The 21,450-nt window shown below is 73.5% G+C and carries 21 protein-coding genes; 16 read left to right on the top strand and 5 right to left on the bottom strand.

Features of this window, described 5'->3' with window-relative positions:
• Window positions 1–22: 22 nt before the first annotated feature.
• The 6 genes from coaD (at window position 23) to cofC (ending at window position 6,443) form a co-directional block, all read left to right on the top strand.
• The gene (gene coaD / locus ABG090_RS09295) at window positions 23–505 is read left to right on the top strand and encodes a pantetheine-phosphate adenylyltransferase (protein WP_347754202.1); all 483 of its coding nucleotides are present in this window, start codon (window positions 23–25) and stop codon (window positions 503–505) included.
• On the top strand, window positions 502–1,344 hold the full coding sequence (cofE, locus tag ABG090_RS09290; RefSeq protein WP_347754201.1) for a coenzyme F420-0:L-glutamate ligase: 843 nt from the start codon (window positions 502–504) through the stop codon (window positions 1,342–1,344). Before coaD ends, cofE begins: the two co-directional genes overlap by 4 nt.
• Window positions 1,341–2,318, top strand: a complete 978-nt coding sequence (locus tag ABG090_RS09285) for an AAA family ATPase (RefSeq protein WP_347754200.1) — start codon at window positions 1,341–1,343, stop codon at window positions 2,316–2,318. Before cofE ends, ABG090_RS09285 begins: the two co-directional genes overlap by 4 nt.
• A complete protein-coding gene (locus tag ABG090_RS09280) occupies window positions 2,318–3,469 on the top strand; it encodes a DUF58 domain-containing protein (RefSeq protein WP_347754199.1) in 1,152 nt (383 codons plus the stop codon). The genes ABG090_RS09285 and ABG090_RS09280 overlap by 1 nt, the downstream gene beginning before the upstream one ends.
• Window positions 3,466–5,730: a transglutaminase-like domain-containing protein gene (locus tag ABG090_RS09275; protein ID WP_347754198.1), complete on the top strand. Its 2,265-nt coding sequence runs from the start codon at window positions 3,466–3,468 to the stop codon at window positions 5,728–5,730. The genes ABG090_RS09280 and ABG090_RS09275 overlap by 4 nt, the downstream gene beginning before the upstream one ends.
• 107 nt (window positions 5,731–5,837) lie before the next feature.
• The gene (gene cofC, locus ABG090_RS09270) at window positions 5,838–6,443 is read left to right on the top strand and encodes a 2-phospho-L-lactate guanylyltransferase (protein ID WP_347754197.1); all 606 of its coding nucleotides are present in this window, start codon (window positions 5,838–5,840) and stop codon (window positions 6,441–6,443) included.
• A gap of 199 nt (window positions 6,444–6,642) precedes the next feature.
• On the opposite strand, the gene cofD is transcribed toward cofC, so the two are convergent.
• The 4 genes from cofD to ABG090_RS09250 are packed head-to-tail and all read right to left on the bottom strand — an operon-like array spanning window position 6,643 to window position 10,662.
• Window positions 6,643–7,692: a 2-phospho-L-lactate transferase gene (gene cofD, locus ABG090_RS09265; protein WP_347754196.1), complete on the bottom strand. Its 1,050-nt coding sequence runs from the start codon at window positions 7,690–7,692 to the stop codon at window positions 6,643–6,645.
• The gene (locus ABG090_RS09260) at window positions 7,689–8,543 is read right to left on the bottom strand and encodes an ABC transporter ATP-binding protein (RefSeq protein ID WP_347754195.1); all 855 of its coding nucleotides are present in this window, start codon (window positions 8,541–8,543) and stop codon (window positions 7,689–7,691) included. Before ABG090_RS09260 ends, cofD begins: the two co-directional genes overlap by 4 nt.
• Window positions 8,540–9,682, bottom strand: a complete 1,143-nt coding sequence (locus ABG090_RS09255; protein ID WP_347754194.1) for an iron chelate uptake ABC transporter family permease subunit — start codon at window positions 9,680–9,682, stop codon at window positions 8,540–8,542. The genes ABG090_RS09260 and ABG090_RS09255 overlap by 4 nt, the downstream gene beginning before the upstream one ends.
• A complete protein-coding gene (locus ABG090_RS09250) occupies window positions 9,679–10,662 on the bottom strand; it encodes a helical backbone metal receptor (RefSeq protein WP_347754193.1) in 984 nt (327 codons plus the stop codon). Before ABG090_RS09250 ends, ABG090_RS09255 begins: the two co-directional genes overlap by 4 nt.
• Window positions 10,663–10,829: 167 nt before the next feature.
• Here ABG090_RS09250 and ABG090_RS09245 point away from each other — a divergent pair, with 167 nt between their 5' ends.
• The 9 genes from ABG090_RS09245 (at window position 10,830) to ABG090_RS09205 (ending at window position 19,625) form a co-directional block, all read left to right on the top strand.
• On the top strand, window positions 10,830–11,678 hold the full coding sequence (locus tag ABG090_RS09245; RefSeq protein WP_347754192.1) for a nitrilase-related carbon-nitrogen hydrolase: 849 nt from the start codon (window positions 10,830–10,832) through the stop codon (window positions 11,676–11,678).
• Window positions 11,679–11,687: 9 nt separating this feature from the next.
• On the top strand, window positions 11,688–13,124 hold the full coding sequence (gene hydA / locus ABG090_RS09240) for a dihydropyrimidinase (RefSeq protein WP_347754191.1): 1,437 nt from the start codon (window positions 11,688–11,690) through the stop codon (window positions 13,122–13,124).
• Between the two features lie 13 nt (window positions 13,125–13,137).
• Window positions 13,138–14,154 carry a TIGR03842 family LLM class F420-dependent oxidoreductase gene (locus ABG090_RS09235; RefSeq protein ID WP_347754190.1) on the top strand — a complete coding sequence of 339 codons (1,017 nt, stop codon included), beginning with the start codon at window positions 13,138–13,140 and terminating at the stop codon, window positions 14,152–14,154.
• Window positions 14,155–14,275: 121 nt separating this feature from the next.
• Entirely contained in the window at window positions 14,276–15,613 is a 1,338-nt protein-coding gene (locus tag ABG090_RS09230; RefSeq protein WP_347754189.1) for an aspartate aminotransferase family protein, read from the top strand.
• A 37-nt stretch (window positions 15,614–15,650) separates the two neighbouring features.
• The gene (locus ABG090_RS09225) at window positions 15,651–16,412 is read left to right on the top strand and encodes a Type 1 glutamine amidotransferase-like domain-containing protein (RefSeq protein WP_347754188.1); all 762 of its coding nucleotides are present in this window, start codon (window positions 15,651–15,653) and stop codon (window positions 16,410–16,412) included.
• Window positions 16,409–17,116: a uracil-DNA glycosylase gene (locus tag ABG090_RS09220; RefSeq protein WP_347754187.1), complete on the top strand. Its 708-nt coding sequence runs from the start codon at window positions 16,409–16,411 to the stop codon at window positions 17,114–17,116. Before ABG090_RS09225 ends, ABG090_RS09220 begins: the two co-directional genes overlap by 4 nt.
• Window positions 17,117–17,291: 175 nt before the next feature.
• The gene (locus tag ABG090_RS09215; protein WP_347754186.1) at window positions 17,292–17,720 is read left to right on the top strand and encodes a hypothetical protein; all 429 of its coding nucleotides are present in this window, start codon (window positions 17,292–17,294) and stop codon (window positions 17,718–17,720) included.
• Window positions 17,721–17,772: 52 nt separating this feature from the next.
• Window positions 17,773–18,168 carry a hypothetical protein gene (locus tag ABG090_RS09210; RefSeq protein ID WP_347754185.1) on the top strand — a complete coding sequence of 132 codons (396 nt, stop codon included), beginning with the start codon at window positions 17,773–17,775 and terminating at the stop codon, window positions 18,166–18,168.
• Window positions 18,165–19,625: an amidase gene (locus tag ABG090_RS09205; RefSeq protein WP_347754184.1), complete on the top strand. Its 1,461-nt coding sequence runs from the start codon at window positions 18,165–18,167 to the stop codon at window positions 19,623–19,625. The genes ABG090_RS09210 and ABG090_RS09205 overlap by 4 nt, the downstream gene beginning before the upstream one ends.
• 52 nt (window positions 19,626–19,677) lie before the next feature.
• Here ABG090_RS09205 and ABG090_RS09200 read toward each other — a convergent pair whose 3' ends face one another.
• Complete coding sequence (locus tag ABG090_RS09200) at window positions 19,678–20,127, bottom strand: hypothetical protein (protein WP_347754183.1); 450 nt, start codon at window positions 20,125–20,127, stop codon at window positions 19,678–19,680.
• 34 nt (window positions 20,128–20,161) lie between these two features.
• Between ABG090_RS09200 and ABG090_RS09195 the strand changes: the two genes are divergently transcribed.
• The gene (locus ABG090_RS09195) at window positions 20,162–21,424 is read left to right on the top strand and encodes a glycosyltransferase (protein ID WP_347754182.1); all 1,263 of its coding nucleotides are present in this window, start codon (window positions 20,162–20,164) and stop codon (window positions 21,422–21,424) included.
• Window positions 21,425–21,450: the final 26 nt, after the last annotated feature.

The raw sequence follows: 21,450 nt of genomic DNA, 5'->3' as shown, positions 1-21,450 counted from the left end.
GAGGGCCGTTAGGCTGGGCGGCATGCCCCGCATCGCCGTCGTGCCCGGTTCGTTCGACCCCGTCACCCTGGGGCACATCGATGTCATCGCGCGAGCCGCGAAGATCTTCGACGAGGTGCACGTGGTGGTCACCCACAACCCCGACAAGCACGCGTTCCTGCCGGTTGTCGAGCGCGAGCAGCTCATCGAGCGCTCCATCGCCGAGGCGCGCATCGACGGTCGGATCCGGATCGCGAACTGGTCGATGGGCCTGCTCGTCGACTACTGCCAGCAGGTCGGGGCGGAGGTGCTCGTGAAGGGCATCCGCTCGTCCACCGACCTCGCCTACGAGACGCCGATGTCGATCGTGAATCGCAACCTCGCGGGAGTCGAGACCATCTTCATGCTCCCGAACCCCGAGAACGCCCACGTCTCGTCGAGCCTCGTGCGCCAGGTGTCCGAGCTGGGCGGCGACATCAGCCCCTACGTGCCCCGAGCTGTCGCCACCCGCCTCCAGCAGCGATGACCGCCGTCGCGCCCGGCGCCTCCCGGCCGCGCGACGATCGCGCGCCGGCGGCCGACCTCGAGCTGACCGCCGTCCGCGGCATGGGCGAGATCCGCCAGGGCGACGACCTGCCCACGATGATCGGCGACGCGCTCGAGCCGCTGCGGCCGCGGGACGGCGACATCGTGGTCGTCACGAGCAAGATCGTCTCCAAGGCGGAGGGGCGCATCCGTGCCGCCGCCGAGCGCGAGCAGGCAATCGACGAGGAGTCGGTGCGGCTCGTCGCATCCCGCCCCTACCCGGGCGGCGTCACGCGCATCGTGGAGCATCGCACCGGCCTGGTGCTGGCCGCCGCCGGCGTCGACGCCTCGAACACCGACGAGGGCACCATCCTGCTGCTGCCGATCGACTCGGATGCGTCGGCACGGTCGATCGCCGCGGCGCTGCGGTCGCGCTTCGGCGCGCGCATCGGCGTGCTCGTGACCGACACGCTCGGCCGCGCCTGGCGCGTCGGCCAGACTGACGTCGCGATCGGCGCCGCCGGCATCCGGGTGCTGGAGGTGCTCTCCGGCCAGTTGGACGCGGGCGGCCGACCGCTCGCCGTGACGGCACCCGCCGTCGCCGATGAGATCGCCGGCGCCGCCGACCTCGTGGCCGGCAAGAGCGACGGGGTGCCCGTCGTGCTGGTGCGGGGGATGGCTCGACACGTCGGCGATCTCGACGAGCCCGGCGCGACGCGGCTCGTGCGGCCGCAGGAGGAGGACATGTTCCGGATGGGTGCGGATGAGGCCTACCGGGCCGGCTTCGAGGCCGGAGCCCGAGCGGCGGAGGAAGCGGCGTCGGCGGGAGACCCATCGTGAGCGACCTCGGTCCAGGAGCCCGCGCGGGTGCCGCGCTCGACGTCGCGGCGACTGCGGGCGAGCGCATCGAGCGAGCGGTCGCGAGCGTCATCTCCGGCAAGCGCGAGGAGATCCGGACGGTGCTCACGGTGCTGCTCGCCGAGGGCCACGTGCTGCTCGAGGACGTGCCGGGCGTCGGCAAGACGCAGCTCGCGCGCGCGTTCGCGGCGGCCATCGGCGGCACCGTCCGCCGCATCCAGTGCACGCCCGACCTGCTGCCGAGCGACATCACCGGCATGTCGGTGCTCGATCAGACCAGCGGCGAGCTGCGGTTCCAGCCGGGGCCGGTGTTCGCCAACATCGTGATCGCCGACGAGATCAACCGCGCGAGCCCGAAGACGCAGGCGGCGCTGCTGGAGTGCATGGCAGAGGGCCAGGTCACGGTCGACGGGGTCACCCACGTGCTGCCGAGGCCGTTCCTGGTGGTCGCGACGCAGAACCCGATCGACATGGAGGGCACCTACGCGCTGCCGGAGGCGCAGCGCGATCGCTTCATGGCCAGGCTCGAGCTCGGCTACCCCGACGAGGACGCCGAGCACGCGATGGTCTCGGCGCGCGAGACCGCGCAGCCGCTGGACGCGGTGCGCGCCGTGATGGGCGAGGCCGCGTTCCAGGCCGAGATCGATGCCGCTCGCGGCGTGCGCGCGCATGAGCTCGTGGAGCGCTACGCGGTGCGCATCGCTCGAGCCACCCGCGCGCATCCCGACGTGCGGCTGGGCGCGAGCCCCCGCGCCACCCTGCAGCTCGTGCGCGCCGCGAAGGCCCACGCCCACCTGCTGGGCCGCGACTGGCTCTCACCCGACGATGTGAAGGCGCTCGCCCGCCACGTGCTGCCGCACCACCTGGTCATGCACGACCCGCACGCGCGCATCAGCGAGGCGCGCGCCGTGGTGGCGGAGGCGCTCGCCACGACGGTCGCTCCCGTCATGCGCTGATGGCCGCAGGCGAGCGCACGCGACCGCGATCGGGCTCGGCCGCGCGCACGGAGCCGCAGGCGGGCGCCGGCACGACGCGCGTGCGGCTCACGGCCCGCGGCGGGAGCCTGCTGCTGGTCGGCCTGCTGCTGGTGGTCGCCGCCTACTGGGAGCGGCAGGCCGTCATCCTGCTGCCCGCCGCGCTCTGCTTCGCGGTCGTGCTGCTGGGCGCCTGGTGGGCGCTCGGTGCCGTCGGTGCCGTGCGGCTGGCGCTGCCCGGGGTCGTGGAGGAGTGGGAGGAGGCGTCGCTCGTCATCGTGGGCGACCGTCGGCACGCGGGTGCCACGTGGTCGACCTGGATGCCGGGCACGGAGCGCACCGTGCTCCTCGATGGCGAGCTCGATGCGGCAGGACGCGCCGAGGTGGATCTCGGCGGGCATCCGCGAGGCCGCTGGCGGCTCGCCCCGGTCGACGTGACCGCGCTCGACCCGTTCCGGGTCATGCGATCCACCCGCACGGTCGACCCGCGAGCGAGCCTGGTGGCGGGGCCCGAGGTGCTCCGGCTCAGCCCGTCGACCCTGCGCGCCGCGCGCGAGGAGGGGCGGCTCGCGCAGTCGCGCACGGCCGACAGCGTGGATGCGATGGTGCGCGAATGGCGCACCGGCGACCCGCAGCGGCGGGTGCACTGGCGCCAGTCCGCGAAGCGGGGCCAGCTGATGGTGCGGCAGGAGGCGAACCCGGCGCGCGATGACGACGTGGTGGTGGTGGACACGGCGGCAGCCGCGGGCGCCGATCGCGACGCGCAGGATCGCCTCGCCCGCGCCGCCTGCTCCCTCATCCGAGCACTGGCCAGCCACGAGCGCACCGTGGTGGTGCGGGAGACCGGCGAGCCGAGCATCCTGCGCGCCGACTGGCGCGACCTGCGCGCGGCGCTCGCGGCATTCGCATCCATGGAGGCCGCGGCGCCGGAGGTGCCGTCGCCGCGCGACGGCGTCCCCGCGCACGTGGTCGCGCTGGAGGAGTCGGCGCCGGAGGCGTGGACGCTGCCGCCCGGCTCGACGCTCTGGCTGGTCGCCGCGCGCGATGCCGCGCCGCGCCGCGTGCCACCCGGCTCGCGCGTGCGCGTCAATCGATGGATCGACCGGGTCGGCCCCGTTCGGGAGCTGTCGTGACCGCCCCGGGTGCGCGGCTGACGGAGGCCGGCACCGCTGCCCGGGAGCATCCCGGCGCAGAGCCGGACGCCGCGCATCCGCGGCGCCGTGACCGCGCGGGAGTGGTGGAGACGCTCGCGCTCGCGCTGCTGCCGGTCGCCTGGCTCTGGTCGACGATCTCGGTGCTCGGGCAGGCATGGCTGCTGCCGGTGCTGGTCGCGGTCGGATCGATGGCGCTCGCGGCCGCGCTGGCGCGCTCGGTGGGGGCGCTGCTGGGCACGCTCGCCGCGGCGCTCGTCGGTGTCGCCTGGGTGACTGCCATGACCGCTGACGACACGGCGGTGCTCGGCATCGTGCCGACCCCGGAGTCGCTCGGCGCGACGCTCGCGGCGCTCAACCGCGGCATCGTCGACATCGCCTGGGCGGTGTCGACGCCCATCGATGCCACCGGCGCCGTGCTCGCCGCGGTGGTCACGGCAGCGATCGCGCTCGCGCTGCTGGTCGACGTGCTCGGCCACGCGCTGCGCGTTCCGGCGCTCGCGATCATCGCGGCGGCAGCGCCGCTCGTGCTGCCGATCGCGTTCCGCATCGACGTGCCCTGGTGGCACGCGCTCCCCGGTGTGATCGCTGCCGCGCTGGTGCTCGTCGCTCCCGCGATCGATGAGCGCGTCGCCGCCGGCCGCGGCTGGGTCGCGCCGCTCGCGCTCGTGGCCGTGGCGGCGGTGCTCTCTGCGGCGGTGCCGCTGCTGGCGCCGTCGCCGCGCGAGACGGCGGTCGACCTGCCGACGATCGAGGAGCTGTTCACGCCCGCGACGCCGGTGCTGGATGCCGACATCGACCTGGGCGACCAGCTGCGCCGGCCCGCTGACCGACCCGTGTTCAGCTACTCCACCACAGACGGCGAGCCGACCGTCACGCGCCTCATGACGCTCCCGCTCGCGGGCGAGGACGGCTTCGAGGCGACGGCGCCGGAGACGGGCAGCCCGGAGGTGCTCGTCGAGGGCGCCGATCGTGGCGCCGGCATGCAGATGACGGTCCGGATGGCCGACGTGCGCGCGCTCAGCCTGCCGACGCCGGAGCGCGTGAGCGGCGTGCGGGCGCCCGCGGGCTCGAGCTGGGATCAGGCGAACGACGCGCTGCGCATCAGCGCCGACGTCGAGACCGACGGGCTCGAGTACACGGCGCTCGGTTCGCGGTCGCCGGGTCTGGACGCGATCGCGGAGACCAGCGGCTCGAGCGGCCACGATCCGTACCTCGCGATGCCGGAGGCGGCGTCGGCGATCGCCGCGCAGGGGGCGGCGCTCGTTGACCCGGACATGACCGCGATGCAGCGCGTCAACGCCGTGCACGACTACATGACCGACGGGCTCTGGAACTACTCCGAGCAGCTCGACCTGCCGGGGTTCGCCGGGGCGAGCGGCGACGGCTGGGCGGCGCTGGAAGGGTTCCTCGAGACGCGCAGCGGCTACTGCGTGCACTACGCCAGCGCGAGCGCCGGGCTGCTGCGCGGCGCCGGGGTGCCGGCCCGAGTGGTCGTCGGCTTCCTGCCCGGCAGCCCCATCGCGGGCGGCTGGGCGGTCTCGACCAACGAGATGCACGCGTGGGCAGAGGCCTGGATCGACGGGGCCGGCTGGGTGCGCGTGGAGACGACGCCGGGCGCAGGCACCGGGACCGCGAGCCCCGAAGGCGCCCAGGTCACGCAGAGCCCCGAGCCCGAGCCGACCGAGACGCCGGAGCCCGCCGAGACTCCGTCGCCGACCGAGACCGCGGCTCCGAGCGACTCCCCGTCCGCCACCCCGGCCGCGCCCACCCCGAGCGGCGGCGCGGCGCCCGGCGGCGATGCCGGCGTGGTGCTCGATCCCGCGCTCGTGCGTGCGGTCCTGACCGTGCTCGGCGTCATCCTCCTGCTGCTGCTGCCGGCGATCGTGCGGGCGGCGCAGCGAGCGCAGCGGCTGCGCCGCGGTCCGCCGGGCGGTTGGCTCGAGCTGCGCGCGACGCTCGCCGATCTCGGCACCAGGCTGCCGGCATCCGCGACCCCCGGTGAGCTGCAGGCGACGATCGCGACGCGGGTGCCTGCCGATGCCGAGCGCGCCGCCGACCGCGTCAGGCTGGCGGCCGAACGGGCGGTGTTCGACGCGGGTGCGCGCGAGCGCGGAGCGGTGGACGACGACGTGCGCGCCGTGCGGCGGGCGCTCGCGGCTGCGGCGCCCTGGTGGCGCAGGCTGCTCGCGGCAGCGCTGCCGCCCAGCCTGCTCGGGGTGGTCGCGCCGCAGGACCGCTGAGCGCTTGCCGCCTGATCGCTGCCACCGGGAGCTCGGCCGGCGAGCCGCAGCCCCGGCCGATCGCTCGTGGCACGACGGGGCATCTCGATCGACGTAGGCTGGTCGGCATGCTGTGGTCGATCGTGATCCCCGTCAAGGGCTCGGTCGGCAAGTCGCGCCTCGACGCGGGCGACGCCAGGGCGGCGCTCGCGGTGGCGTTCGCCCGCGACACCATCGCCGCCGCCTGCGCCAGCGCATCCGTCGACCGCGTCGTGGTCGTCACGGGCGATCCCGACGTCACCCGCGACCTGGCCGGCATCGAGGTCGTCGACGACCCCGCGCACGGCCTGCACGCGGCGATCCAGGCGGGCGTGGCGACGCTCGCACCGGAGCAGCCCACCGCCGTCATGCTCGGTGACCTCCCCGCACTCACGCCCGAGGCGCTGGATGCCGCCCTCGAGCTCGCAGCGCGCGAGCAGCGCTCCTACGTGCCCGACGCGATCGCGACCGGCACGACGCTGCTCGCCGCGCTGCGGCCCGATGCGCTGCGGCCGCACTTCGGCCCGGGCTCCGCGGAGCTCCATCGCCGGGCCGGGCACATCGAACTGGCCGTGCCGCCGGATTCGGGACTGCGCGTCGACGTCGACGAGCTCGCCGATCTGCACATCGCGATCGATCTCGGCGTCGGTGAGCACACCGAGGCCGTGCTCGTCCAGGCGTCGCTCGCGGCCTGACCGGCGCGCGGACCGAAGATCGAGGAGCGGGCGTGCGCAGCACGCGTGCGTCACGAGGCCGGAGGCGGCGCGGGTTCCGGTCTCGTGACGGCAGCGGCTTCGCCGCCGCCTCCTCGACCTACGAGCAGACCGTAGATCGAGGAGCGGGCGTGCGGAGCACGCGCGCGTCACGAGATCGGAGCCCTCTGCCCGCGCCGAGCTACGCCAGCGACTGCGCGAGCGCGAGCGCATCCCGCGCCACCTGCGCGGCCGGGCCGCCGGGCGTCAGCAGCAGCGGCCGGGCCTCCGCGCGCATGCCGAGGCCGCGGATGCCCTCCACACCCGCCGCGTCCTCCTCGGCGACGAGCCAGCCGTCCAGCAGCCCGCCGCGCGACCGAGCGCCGTAGTGCTCCGCGACCGCAGCGGCATCCGCATCGACGCCGATGACGCGCAGGCACGTCGCGGCCATGCCGCGCAGCGCCCGGCCGCCGATGATCGGGGAGACGCCGACGATCGGCGCCGATGCAGTGCGCAGCGCGTCGCGCACGCCGGGGATGCCGAGGATCGTGCCGATCGAGACCACCGGGTTCGACGGTGCGATGAGCAGCACGTCCGCGTCGTGGATCGCCGCCTGCGCCGCGTGCGAGATGCGGGCGCGCTCGACGCCGTGCTGCACGAAGCGCGTGGCGGGCGCCTGCGCGCGGGTGCGCACCCACCACTCCTCGAAGTGCAGGATGCCCTCGTCGGTGACCACGTGCGTCGGCACCTCGTCGTTCGTGACCGGCAGCAGCGTCGCGCCGAGCTGCCAGCGGGCGGAGAGCCGCGCGGTGGCATCCGTGAGCGTCGCTCCGTCGCGCAGCAGCGAGGTGCGTGCCAGGTGGGTGCCGAGGTCGAGGTCGCCGAGGGTGAACCACGGCCAGCCCACGCCGTAGGCGGTCAGCTCGCCCGCCACCCGCTCGCTCTCGCTCGCGCGGCCCCACCCGCGCTCATCGTCGTTGACGCCTGCGAGCGCGTACATGAGCGAGTCGAGATCCGGGCACACCTTCACGCCCGCCAGCCACATGTCGTCGCCGACGTTCGCGACGACGGTGATCTGGTCGTCCGCAGACTTGTCGCTATCGGCGCTGAAAGTGGCGTCATGCGAGCCGTTAGTGACACTTCTGCCGTCGGAGGCGCTCGCCGCCTCCCCACGAGCGGCGGCGAGCGCTTCGCGCAGCCCCAGCGTGAACCTGGCGCCGCCGACGCCGCCTGCTAGCACGGTGATCTTCACGAGCCCTGCCTCCTCATCTGCGTGCTCCCATCGTGCGCGGCTGCTGCGCTGTGGTCCAGCCTGCGATAGCGGATCGCGACCCCGGCGGGGTCGGCGTCGATCGTCGCCTCCACGCCGTACACGCGACGGATGCGCTCGGGCGTCAACACGGCATCCGGCGTGCCCTCCGCGACCACGCTGCCGCGATCGACGAGCACCACGCGATCGGCGTGGGTGGCGGCGAGCGCGAGGTCGTGCACCGTCAGCACGACGGGCCGGTCGACGGCGATGCGACGGATGAGGTCGAGCAGGTCGAGCTGCCAGGCGACGTCGAGGTGGTTGGTGGGCTCGTCCAGCAGCAGCGCGGCCCGCGCGGGGTGGGGAGCGGATGTGGCCTGCTGCGCGAGTGCACGCGCGAGGTGCACGCGCTGCAGCTCGCCGCCGGAGAGCTCGCCCAGGCGGCGATCGGCGAGGGCCGTCGCCCCCGCGTCGGCCAGGGCGGCCTCGACCAGCCGGTCGTCGCCGAGCGCGAAGCCCAGCATGCGATGGTGCGGCGTGCGGCCGAGGCGGACAGCCTCGCGAGCGATGAGCTGCGGCACCGGGTCGGTGAGCTGCTCGACGAGCGCGATCCTGCGCGCCCGCCGACGTGCAGCCATGGTGTCGAGCCGCTCGCCGTCCAGGAGCACGCTGCCGGCGAGGGTGGCGCGCTCGGGGACGACGCCGGCGATCGCCCGCAGCATCGTCGACTTGCCGGCCCCGTTCGGGCCGACGAGCGCGGTGATCTGCCCCGCAGGCGCGTTCCAGCTGACGTCGTCGACGAGGGTGCGGCCGCGCACGCTGACGCTGAGGCCGGACACCGCGAGCCCGCTCACGTGCGCACCCGCCCGGTGAGCATGAGCGCGGCGAAGATCGGCGCGCCGAGCAGCGCCGTGACGATGCCGACCGGCAGCTCCCGCGGGTCGAAGGCAGCGCGGGCGACGGTGTCGGCGAGCAGCAGCACGATGGCGCCGCCGAGGGCCGATGCGGGCAGCAGCAGGGCGTGCGAGGCGCCGACGATGAGGCGCACCGCGTGCGGCACGACCAGGCCGACGAAGCCGATCGCGCCCGAGACCGATACGAGCACGCCTGTCACGAGCGCGCATCCCACGAGCAGCGCCCAGCGCGTGCGACGCGCGTCGACGCCCAGCGCGCCCGCGGCGCTGTCGCCGAGCGCGAGCGCGTCGAGCATGCGGCCGGTGGCGAGCAGCGGCAGGGAGAGGGCCGCGCCGGCGAGTGCGATCGTGGCGCTCGACCAGTCGATCGAGGCGAGCGAGCCGAGCAGCCAGGCAAGGATCTCGCGGAAGGCATCGCCGGCCGCGCTCCAGAAGATCACGAGCGAGACGAGCGCGGCGGCGGCGGATGCGACCACCACCCCCGCGAGCACGGTGCGGGTGGGCGTCGCGCCGCCCGCGGCAGCGGCGAGCCCGAGCGTCGCCAGCAGCGCCAGCAGCGCGCCCGCGAAGGCCGCCACGGGCAGCAGCACGCCGAGCCCGGCGATGAGCACGAGCACCGCCCCGACCGAGGCGCCGGAGGAGACGCCCAGCAGGTAGGGGTCGGCGAGCGGATTGCGCACGAGCGCCTGCATGACGGCGCCCACGACCGCGAGCCCGGCGCCGACCGCGCAGGCCGCGAGCACGCGCGGCAGCCGCAGGTCGACGACGATCGCGTCGTCGACGGTGCTGAGCGGAGTGGTGCCGATGCCCAGGCGGGCGGCGAGCGCACCGAGCGCATCGGCGGGCGCGATGCCGGCGGCGCCGACGCACACCGCGGCGAGCGCGGCCGCGAGCAGCAGCGCGGCCAGCAGCGGCAGCGACCACCAGCGTCGGCGGCGCGATCGGGCGGGCGGATGCGGCGCTGATCCGCCCGGCCCCGACTCGCCGAGCCCCGTTGCGCGCGGCCCCGGCCCGCTCGGGTCGGCGGCAGCGGGCGCGATGTCAGCGGGTGCGGTGTGGTCGGGTGCGGTGCGCGTCATTCGAGATCCATCGATCGCGCGCCATCGGCGACGAGCTGCACCGCGTCGACCGTGCCGACGCCGGCTTCGGCGGTCGGGAACGGCACGACCACGAATCGCTCCTGCTGCACGGCCTCCAGCTGCGCCGTGGCCGCATTCGCCCGCAGCCGATCGATCTTCGACGCGGCCGTGTGCCAGGGGGCGTCCACCAGCACGATCACGTCGGGGTCGCTCGCCGCGAGCGCCTCCCACGACATCGTCGTCCACGTCTCGTCGATGTCGCCCGCCACGTTCGCCAGCCCCGCCGCCTCCAGCACGAGCTGCGGGGCGCCGGAGCCCGCGCCGACGTACGGCGCGTCCTCGCCGGACGAGTACCAGAGCGCCGTCGCCGAGGTCTCGGCCGGCTCGATCGCCGCCAGCGCATCGCGCTGCTCCTGCGCGAGCGTCGCGCCCGCCTCCGGCACGCCGAGCGCGGCACCCGCGTCGCCGAACTCGTCGAAGAGCGCATCCCAGGTCAGCGCGGGCACGTCGGTCGACCAGCAGGCGGCGGGGGAGACCCACGTCTGCACGCCCAGCTGCTGCAGCTGCTCGCGATCGCCGACCGCTTCTGGGGCGAAGGCCGATTCCCACCCCGCCACCACGGCATCCGGTTCGAGCGCCAGCACGGCCTCGCGCGAGGGCATGCCCTCGATCGTCGGCGCGTCGAGCTCGGCGCCGTCGGCCGCGGCGAGCGGCCCGTCGAGGAAGGCGGTCGAGACCAGCGCGTCGCCGAGGCCGAGCGCCACCACCAGCTCGGCGGCGGTCGACTTGATCGCCACGATGCGCTCGGCGGGCTGCGCCAGCGCGGTCACGGCGACGCCGCAGTCGTCGATGGCCGCCGTCGGCCTCGTCGTGGCACCCGGGTCCACCAGCGGCTCGGTCGAGCAGCCGGCGAGCATGAGCGCGAGCGCGCCGATCGCTGCGACGGTGGCGGTGCGGCGCCGGGTGGCGAGTGCGGGCATCTGGTGACTCCTGGGCATGCTGACGCGAACGTGGAGAAGCTGGTTCGCGCGCGGAGGTGATGCCCGGCGCACCACGATGCTACCGCTGCCCCTATCGCTTGGCGACGGTCTGAGGTTGACTGGCCCCCCGGCGAGTGCCGGGCCGCGACGAGGAAGTTGAGGACAGCATGACGACGGTGCGAGCAGCGATCTCTCAGACCACCTGGACGGGCGACAAGGCGTCGATGCTCGACCGGCACGAGGCCTTCCAGCGCCAGGCCGCCGAGCAGGGCGCGCAGGTCATGTGCTTCCAGGAGCTCTTCTACGGCCCCTACTTCGGCATCACGCAGGACAAGCAGTACTACGACTACGCCGAGCCCGCCGACGGCCCCACCGTGCAGCGCTTCGCGGCGCTCGCGAAGGAGCTCGGCATGGTCACGATCCTCCCGATCTACGAGGAGGAGCAGACCGGCGTCTACTACAACTCGGCGGTCGTGGTCGATGCCGACGGATCGATCCTCGGCACCTACCGCAAGCACCACCTGCCGCACCTCGACCGCTTCTGGGAGAAGTTCTACTTCCGGCCCGGCAACCTCGGCTACCCGGTCTTCGAGACCGCCGTCGGCAAGGTGGGGCTGTACATCTGCTACGACCGGCACTTCCCCGAGGGCTGGCGCGAGCTCGGGCTCGCCGGTGCGCACATGGTCTTCAACCCCAACGCCACGAAGCCAGGCCTGTCCAACCGGCTGTGGGAGGTGGAGGGGCCCGCCGCGGCGGTCGCCAACGGCTACTTCGTGCTGCAGCCCAACCGCGTCGGCCGGGAGGACAACGAGTACGGCGAGCTCGCGGTCGACTTCTACGGCACCAGCCAGGTGATCGACCCGCGCGGCAACTTCGTCGGCGAGCGCGGTTCGGCGACTGAAGAGGAGCTGCTGGTGCGCGACCTCGACATGGATCTCGTGCGCCAGATGCGCGACGACTGGCAGTTCTATCGCGATCGCCGGCCCGACTCCTACACCCGGATCGCGCAGCCGTAGGGGCGACCGATGACCACGACCCTCATCCGCGGCGGCACCGTCGTGACCGCCACCGGCCGCTCGCTCGCCGACGTGCTCGTCGACGGCGAGACGATCCGCGCGGTGCTCCAGCCCGGCAGCGAGCTGCTCGGCGTCGACCTCGCACGATCGGTCGACCGCGTCATCGACGCGACCGGCAAGTACGTCATCCCCGGCGGCATCGACGCCCACACCCACATGGAGCTGCCGTTCGGCGGCACGCAGGCGAGCGACACCTTCGAGACCGGCACGCGCGCCGCGGCCTGGGGCGGCACGACCACGATCGTCGACTTCGCCGTGCAAGCATTCGGCCAGCGTGTCGAGGAGTCGCTCGCCACCTGGCACGAGAAGGCAGCCGGCAACTGCGCCATCGACTACGCCTTCCACCAGATCGTCGGCGACGTGAACGAGGCATCGCTGCAGGCGCTGCGGGGGCTCGAGGCCGAGGGCATCACGAGCTACAAGCTGTTCATGGCGTACCCGGGCGTGTTCTACTCCGACGACGCGCAGATCCTGCGGGCGATGCAGGTCGGGGCGGAGACCGGCCTCATGACGATGATGCATGCCGAGAACGGCCCGGCGATCGATGTGCTCGTCGAGCAGCTGCTGGCGGCCGGCAAGAGCGAGCCGTACTACCACGGCATCGCCAGGGCGTGGCAGATGGAGGAGGAGGCGACGCATCGCGCGATCATGCTCGCCGACCTCACGGGCGCGCCCCTCTACGTCGTGCACGTGAGCGCGAAGCAGGCCGTCGCGCAGCTTGCCCAGGCTCGCGACAAGGGCCAGAACGTCTTCGGCGAGACGTGCCCGCAGTACCTCTACCTCTCGCTCGAGGATCAGCTGGGTGCCTCCAGCGACGAGTGGGGCAGCTTCGAGGGCGCGAAGTTCGTCTGCTCGACACCGCTGCGCTCGAAGCACGAGCACCACCAGGACGAGCTGTGGAGCGCCCTGCGCACGAACGACCTGCAGATGGTCTCCACCGACCACTGCCCGTTCTGCATGAAGGATCAGAAGGAGCTGGGGCTCGGCGACTTCTCCAAGATCCCGAACGGCATCGGATCGATCGAGCACCGCATGAACCTGCTCTACCAGGGCGTCGTCGACGGCCACATCACGCTCGAGCGCTGGGTCGAGATCACGGCGACGACCCCGGCGCGGATGTTCGGGCTCGCGGGCAGGAAGGGCGCGATCCAGCCCGGTGCGGATGCCGACATCGTCGTCTACGACCCGAACGGGCACACCTCGATCGGGCTCGAGCAGACCCACCACATGAACATGGACTACGCCGCCTGGGAGGGCTACGAGATCGACGGGCACGTCGACACGGTGCTGAGCCGCGGCCGCGTCGTGGTCGACGGCGACCGCTACCTCGGCTCGCCCGGTGACGGCTCGTTCGTCAAGCGCGGCCTGAGCCAGTACCTGCTGTAGGGGAGAGCGCATCATGGACTTCGGAGCCGTCTTCCAGACCAACCCGCCGGCGAGCCGCACCGTGCAGCTCGCGCAGCTGGCCGAGGTGCACGGGTTCGACAGCGTGTGGACCTTCGACAGCCATGTGCTGTGGCAGGAGCCCTACGTCATCCACTCCGCCATCCTCGCCGCCACCCGGCGAGTGACGGTCGGCCCGTTCGTGACCAACCCGGCGACGCGCGACTGGTCGGTCACCGCATCCGCCTTCGCCACGCTCAACGAGATGTACGGCAACCGCACGATCTGCGGCATCGGCCGCGGCGACTCGGCGGTGCGCGTGGGCGGCGGCGAGCCGACGACGCTCGCGACGCTGCGCCAGGCCGTGCACGTGATCCGCGAGCTCGGCTCCAGCCGCGCGGTCGACGTCGGCGATGTCACGCTGCGGCTGCCGTGGTCGCAGGGCTCCGAGCTGCCGGTGTGGGTGGCGGCCTACGGACCCAAGGCGCTGCAGCTCACCGGCGAGGTCGGCGACGGCTTCATCCTGCAGCTCGCCGATCCCGAGATCACCGCCTGGATGATCGAGCGCGTGCGCACGGCGGCGTCCGACGCGGGGCGGGATCCGATGTCGATCACGATCTGCGTCGCGGGGCCCGCCTACGTCGGCGACGACATCGCGCACCAGCGCGACCAGTCGCGCTGGTTCGGCGGCATGGTCGGCAACCACGTCGCCGACATCGTCTCGCGCTACGGCCAGAGCGGGGCGATCCCGGCCGACCTCGCCGACTACATCGCGCAGCGCGAGGGCTACGACTACAACAGCCACGGCAAGGCCGACAACGACCACGTCGACTTCGTGCCCGACGCCATCGTCGACCGCTTCTGCGTGCTCGGCACGGCGGACGACCACATCGAGAAGCTCACGCGGCTGCGCGAGCTGGGCGTCGACCACTTCGCCGCCTACGTCATGCATGACGACAAGGAGGAGACGCTGCGGCAGTACGGCGAGCGCATCATCCCCGCGCTGCGCGAGCACGCGAGCGCCCGCTCGTAGCCCGAGACCCGCGCAGCCATCACCTTCCGTCGGTCGAGGAGGCCGTCGCCGCAGGCGCCGGCCGTCACGAGACCCACGCAGCCATCACGAACCCACGATGCGACCCCGGTAGCATCCGGGCATGACGACTCTCGACCTGGGCCACGCCGACCTCGGCGAGCTCGATCCCGCCGACGGCGATCGCGCGCGCGACCTCGACCGCCACATCCTGCACTCCTGGTCCAAGCACGGCACCGTGAACCCGCTCACGGTCGCGCGCGGCGAGGGAGCTCTACTGTGGGATCACGACGGTCGCGAGTACCTCGACTTCTCCAGCCAGCTCGTCAACACCAACATCGGCCACTCGCACCCGAAGGTCGTCGAAGCGATCCAGCGGCAGGCGGCGTCGCTCGCGACCGTCGCGCCCGCCACCACCAACCTCGTGCGCGGCGAGGCGGCCGAGCGCATCCTGTCGAAGATCGACGACATGGCCGCCGTCTTCTTCACGAACGGCGGGGCGGATGCGGTCGAGAACGCGATCCGGATGGCTCGCGTGCACACCGGCCGCACGAAGGTGCTCTCGCACTACCGCTCGTACCACGGCAACACCGGCGCTGCGATCAACGCCACCGGCGACGCCCGCCGCGTTGGCAATGAGTTCGCGGTCGGGCACGTGCACGCCTTCGGGCCGTTCCTCTACCGCTCCGAGTTCTGGGCGGAGACCGAGGAGCAGGAGTGCGAGCGCGCGCTGCAGCACGCCCGTCGCGTCATCGAATCGGAGGGTCCCACGACCTTCGCCGCGATCATCGTCGAGCCGGTGCCGGGCACCGCGGGCATCCTGGTGCCGCCCGCCGGCTACCTGCAGGGCCTGCGCGATCTGGCCGACCGCTACGGCATCGTGCTGATCTTCGACGAGGTGATGGCCGGCTTCGGCCGCACCGGCGACTGGTTCGCGCACCAGCACGACGGCGTGCGGCCCGACCTCGTCACCTTCGCGAAGGGCGTGAACTCGGGCTACGTGCCAGTCGGCGGCGTGATCATCAGCGAGGAGCTGCTCGCGACGTTCCGCGAGCGCCCCATCCCCGGCGGACTCACCTACGCCGGCCACCCGCTCGCCGCGGCATCGATCGTCGCGTCGATCGATGCGATGACGGACGAGGGCATCGTCGAGCACGCCGCGCATCTGGGCGCCGACATCCTCGGACCGGGCCTGCGCGAGCTCGCCGACCGCCACGCGATGATCGGCGAGGTGCGTGGCCGCGGCTGCTTCTGGGCGCTCGATCTCGTGGCCGATCGCGACACCCGCGAGCCCGTCGACGCCGCCGTCATCGGCTCGCTGAAGGGCGCGCTGCTCGAGCGCGGCTATGTGCCGTTCGCGGCCGACAACCGCATCCACGTCGTGCCGCCGCTGGTGATGGCCGACGACGATGCGCGGCGCGGCCTGGAGATCCTCGACGAGGCCTTCTCGGCGCACGGCTGAGGCGACGCCGGGCCGCCCGGGCTGACAGACTCGATGCATGAGCATTCATCTGCTGGGCGGCGGCTGGGCCGAGGACGAGTCGAGCTGGACGGGTCGATTCATCGATGAGGCGCGCGAGCGTGCCGACGGCCCGCCGACGATCGTCGTGGTGCTGTGGGCGGCGGATGCGGCTGAGGGCGAGCGCTACCATGCGGACTACCGCGACGACATGACGAAGCTCGGCGCCGGCACGGTGACGATCGTGCAGCTGACACAGGAGCGCACGCTGCTGCCGACCGACCTCGGCAGCGCGGACGGCATCTTCATCGGCGGCGGGCTCACGCCCGGCTATCACGCTGCGGTCATGCCCGCCGCCGACACCATCCGCGGCCTGGTCTCCACGGGCGTGCCCTACGCGGGCTTCTCCGCCGGCGCGATGATCGCCGGCGACGTCGCCCTGCTCGGCGGCTGGCGCATCGGGGGCGTGCCCGTCACCGCCGAGTCGAATGCCGAGGGGCTCGACGACGTCACGCTCGACGCGGGCCTCGGCCTCGTCGACCTGGTCGTCGACGTGCACTGCGCGCAGTACGGCACGCTGTCGCGCGCCGTCGCGATCGTCGACGCGGGGATGGCCGACCGCGTGGTCGCGATCGACGAGCTGACGTCGCTGATCATCGGCGTCGGCGGCCTGCAGGTCGCGGGCCAGGGGAACGTCTGGGCGGTCGACGGCTCGGGCGCCGCCGCGCACGCGGCATCGGGCACGGGTGCCGGTGCCGACGCGGAGCCTCGGCGCACCTCGGTCGCGATCCTCTCGGCATGACCGCGGCACCGCTGTCCGAGCTGGTGGAGGCGGGCTGGGCGGATGCGCTCGCACCCGTCGAGCAGGTCGTGCACGGGCTGGGCGAGCGCCTGCGCAAGGAGGTCGCCGAGGGGCGGCCCTATCTGCCGGACGGCGGGCGTGTGCTGCGCGCGTTCACGCAGCCGCTCGACGCGGTGCGGGTGCTGATCGTCGGCCAGGATCCCTATCCGACCCCAGGGCACCCGATCGGTCTGTCGTTCGCCGTCGAGCGGCACGTGCGTCCGCTGCCGCGCTCGCTCGCGAACATCTACCGCGAGCTCCACGACGACCTCGGCATCGAGCCTGCACCGCACGGCGACCTGAGCGCGTGGAGCGACCAGGGCGTGCTGCTGCTCAACCGGGTGCTGACGGTGGGCGCGGGGCAGCCCGCGTCGCATCGCGGCTGGGGCTGGGAGCAGGTGACGGATGCCGCGATCCGTGCCCTCGTCGCCCGCCGTCGCCCCGATGGCTCCCGCACGCCGCTCGTCACCATCCTCTGGGGCGCGCAGGCGCAGGCTCTCGCGCCGATGCTGGAAGGCGTGCCGGTGATCGCCGCACCGCATCCGTCGCCGCTCAGCGCGCATCGCGGCTTCTTCGGCTCGCGGCCGTTCTCGCGAGCGAACGCCGAGCTCGAGGCGATGGGCGCGTCGCCGATCGATTGGCGCATCCCGACCGAACCCGCCTGATCCAGTACCGCGCCACGGCAGTGCCGGGCGTGGCGCGAGGCCGCGATCGGCGCGCCGCGATGTCGGCGCAGGTGCGGCTGAGCGTCGCCGCAGGGTTCTGTAACGGCGTTGCGCAATGCGCGCGGATCGGAGCATCCTGGGCGAGCGGCGACGAACGTCGCGCGGAGGGGGCGTCATGGCCGACGCGCAGCACCGAGCGGAGACCACCTATGCCGTGCCGACCGCGTGGGCGGCGGTGCTCGCCCTTGCCATCGGGCTGCTCACCGGGTTCGGGATCGCCTTCGTCATCGTGCCGCTCTCGCATGCGCCTGCGACCGGTCTGAACTTCGGCCTCATCCTCGGGGTCCCGGCGGCGGTCGCCGTGGTGTTCGCGCGGCGCACTGTCGCGCAGGGCGCGCGCACCTGGACGGTCGGACTCGTCGGCGTGCTCGCCGTGGTGGTGGTCGCGGCGATGCTGTTCGCGCTCGCGCGGCTCGACGCCCAGCTCGCTCCGATCGGGGGAGCGCTCGGCACCGTGACCGGCATCTTCTCGCTCACGGCAGGGCTTTGGATGGTCCGTCGTCGCCACGACCGCGGGTCGGGGCTCATGCACCGGCGACCCTGAGCTGGTCGATCCGCGCCTGCCCGTGTCAGTCCGCGGTGGCACGATGGATGCCGTGACCGAGTACGACGAGTGGCGCGACCAGCGAGAGCGCACCGACATGCAGGCCGCCGCGGCCGCGAGCGACGTGCGCGCGACCGTCACCGACCTGGGCCCCGGATTCTGGATGGTGTCGGTCGCGGGTGCCACGCGCGGCTTCGTGATCCAGGTCGAGGTGCGCGGCGAAGTGCGATTCGACGCCCGCCTGCGGCACATGAACCCCGGGCAGGGCACCCGCATCGGTGAGTACTGGGAGCTGGAGAAGGCGATCGCCGCGATCCTGGCCGAGCCGCCGCGGTTCGTGGGCAGAGACCCGTTCCGCGAGCTCACCAACTACGCCACGCGCGACCAGATGCGGGAGCGCACCGAGCGCAGGCGGCTGCAGCGACGCGCGGGCAGGTTCTTCGGATGAGCGCGCTGCACGAGCTGAGCGCGCTGGAGCTGTGGCGGCTGCTCCACGCGCGAGAGCTGAGTGCGGTCGAGGTCGCCCGCCACTTCCTCGATCGCATCGAGCGCGTCGACGAGGCGAACGCGTTCGTGCACGTCGATGCCGAGCTCGCGCTCGAGCGGGCCCGAGCGGCCGACAGCGCCGACGATCGCACCGGCATCATCCACGGCCTGCCGTTCGCCGACAAGGACCTCACGCCACGCGCGGGCCAGCCGGCGAGCATGGGCAGCCGCTGGCTCGCGGGTGCGATCGCCGAGCAGACCCACCCGCTCGCGCGGGTGCTCGACGGCGGCGGCGGCGTCGTGCTCGGCCGCACCGCCTCGCCCGAGTTCGGCTTCGCCGGCTACACCCGCTCCGCGCTGCACGGCGCCACGACCCTGCCCGGCCATCCGTCGCTGCACGCGGGCGGGTCCTCGGGCGGCGCCGCGGCAGCGGTCGCGCAGGGCCTGCTGCCGTTCGCGCCCGGCTCCGACGGCGGCGGCTCGATCCGCATCCCCGCCGCCACCTGCGGGCTGGTGGGGCTGAAGCCCACGCGCGGCCGGATCCCCGCGCAGGGCGGCATCGGCGCGGTCGGCGGGCTCGCGACCGCGGGAGCGATCGCGCGCTCCGTCATCGACGTCGCGCTGCTCACCGACGCGCTCATCGGCCGCGTCAACGGCGTCACGCCGCATCCGCTCACCCTGCGCTCGCCCGAGCGCGACGACGGCTCGCTGCTCGCCGCCGCGATGCGCGGGCAGGGCAGATTCCGCATCGCCGTGCTGACCGGCGGCACGCCGTGGGACTCGGTCGCCGACATCCGCGTCGCGCCGGAGGCGACGGATGCGGTCGACGCCACCGTCCGCGCGCTCGAGGCGTTCGGCCACGAGCTCGGCGAGGTGGCGCTGCCGGAGGCAGCCGGCGATCTCGGTGTGCCGGGGGTCCACGGCTACCCGGGCGCGTTCACCGACCTCTGGCGGGGCGGGGCCGCCACCATCCCGATCCCGGTCCCGGAGCGCGGCCGGCTCGAGCCGCTGGCACGCTGGATCATCGACACGAGCGATGGCCTCACGGCGGGCGGCCTGGCGAGCGCGCAGCTGTGGGCGACCGAGTACGAGCGGCGGGTGCTCGCCGCGTTCTCGCCATGGGACGCGGTGCTGACGCCGACCACGGCGCTGACGCCGCGGCCGCTCGACTGGTATCCGATCGACGACGGCGAGGCCGACTTCCACGCGCAGGTGCTGCACACGCCCCACACCTCGTTCGTGAACCTGACCGGGCTGCCGGCGATCTCGCTGCCCGTGCACCAGACGGCCGAGGGCCTGCCGATGGGCGTGCAGCTCATCGGGCGGCCCGGGGAGGAGGCGACGCTCCTCGCCATCGGCCGTCAGCTCGAGCGGCGCATCCCCTGGACGGAGCGCGTCACCGCCCGCATGGCGCCCTAGGCGCAGTGCCGAGACGCGCGCCGCGCATCGCGGCAGGCGCCGGTGGACGTGGTCACTGCTGCCGAGGCTTGGGCAGATAGCCGCCCTTCTCGAGTCCCGCCTCGATCTCGAAGCGGTTCTTCGTGGCCTCGGTGCCGGAGGCGACGTACATCGGGATGAACCACAGGCCGTAGCGCTCCCACTGCTGCCGGTGCACGTCTTCGTGCTCGAGCACGTCGGGGGAGTCGGAGTCGCGGGTCAAGTAGGTCGAACCGATCGTCGTGCCGCCGCGTCCGAATGCCCAGCTCGGGAGCCCGCTGATGACCGTGAGCTCGCCGACCTGGCGCTCCGTGCCCCCGAGGATCCTGCCCCAGAGCCGTGCCGCCTGGGTGGCGAGCGCGGCGCCGGCCTTTGCGACGGGCGGGGCGGTGGCGGCGCGGAACGCGGGCCCGCCGGCCCTGCGGCCGAGTGCGCCGAGGCCCGCCCCGATGGCGATGAGTGGGCTGGATCTGCGATCTCCCATGACGCCGACGATACCGCGCGGATACGCTGATGGCATGTGCCCGAATCCGGACCACGACCCCGACGCAGCGCCCGCGCAGTCGCCGATGCGGGTCGCGCTGGTGTCGATGCACACCTCTCCGGCGGATCGCCCGGGCAAGGGCGACGCAGGCGGCCTCAACGTGCTGGTGCTCGAGAGCGCGATGGCGCTGGCGACCCGCGGCAACCACGTCGACATCTTCACCCGCTCCGCCGGGGCACCGCACTCGGAGTCGCTCGCGCCAGGTGTCACGCTCTATGCGCTCGAGACCGGCGGCGGCATCGTGCGGAAGCACGAGCTGCCGAATCTCACCGACGCCTTCGGGGAGCAGGTCGAGCGCGCCGCGCTCGCCGCCAGCGAGCCCTACGACGTGCTCCACGCGCACTACTGGCTCTCGGGACTCGCGACGCTGCCGGTCTCGCTCTCGCTCGGCATCCCGATCGTGCAGACGTTCCACACGCTGGCGGCCGAGAAGAACCGCAGCATCGGCGACGGCGATCGGCCAGAGCCCGAACGGCGCCTGCTGACCGAGCGCTACCTGGCGAGCGAGGTGGACGCGATCGCGGCGGTCTCGCGCGCCGAGGTCGATGTGCTCTGCGATGGCGTCGGGGCCGCGGCCGAACGGGTCTGGCTCGTGCCGCCCGCGGTCGACACGGTGCTGTTCCAGCCTGCATCGCTCAGCGCCCGCCTGGAGGTCCGCAGCCGGCTGGGCGTGCGTGCCGAGGACGATCTGGTGGTGTGCGTCGGGCGAGTGCAGCCGCTCAAGGGGCAGGACCTCGCGGTGCGCATGCTGCAGCACCTGCCCGGCACGATGCTCGTGCTGGCCGGCGACGCGTCGCCCGGCTCGGAGCGCTACCTCGAATCGCTCCATGACCTCGCGCGCGAGCTGGGCGTCGAGCGACGCGTGCGGCACATCGGCAGCGTCGACCGCGTGGCGCTCGCGCAGCTGCTGGATGCTGCGGATGTCGTCGTGGTGCCCAGCCGCACGGAATCCTTCGGACTGGTGCCGCTGGAGGCATCCGCCTCCGGCACCCCGGTGGTCGCAGCGCGCGTCGGTGGCCTGCTCGAATCGGTCATCGACGGCGAGACCGGGATCCTGGTCGACGGCCGCGACCCGATGGAGTGGGCACAGGCGGTGGGCTCGATCCTGGAGGACGCCGATCTGCAGGTCGAGTTCGGCATGGCCGGCCGTCGCGCCGCGAGCCGGCGCGACTGGCAGGACGTGGCGTTCGAGCTCGAGCAGCTCTACCGCACCACGGTCCGCGCCCGCTCCGCCTAGCCCCCGCCCCGTCCCCGTAGGTCGAG

This window comes from Agrococcus sp. ProA11, from assembly GCF_039880525.1.
GTDB lineage: Bacteria > Actinomycetota > Actinomycetes > Actinomycetales > Microbacteriaceae > Agrococcus > Agrococcus chionoecetis.
This window is presented reverse-complemented; position numbering and strand designations above follow the sequence as displayed.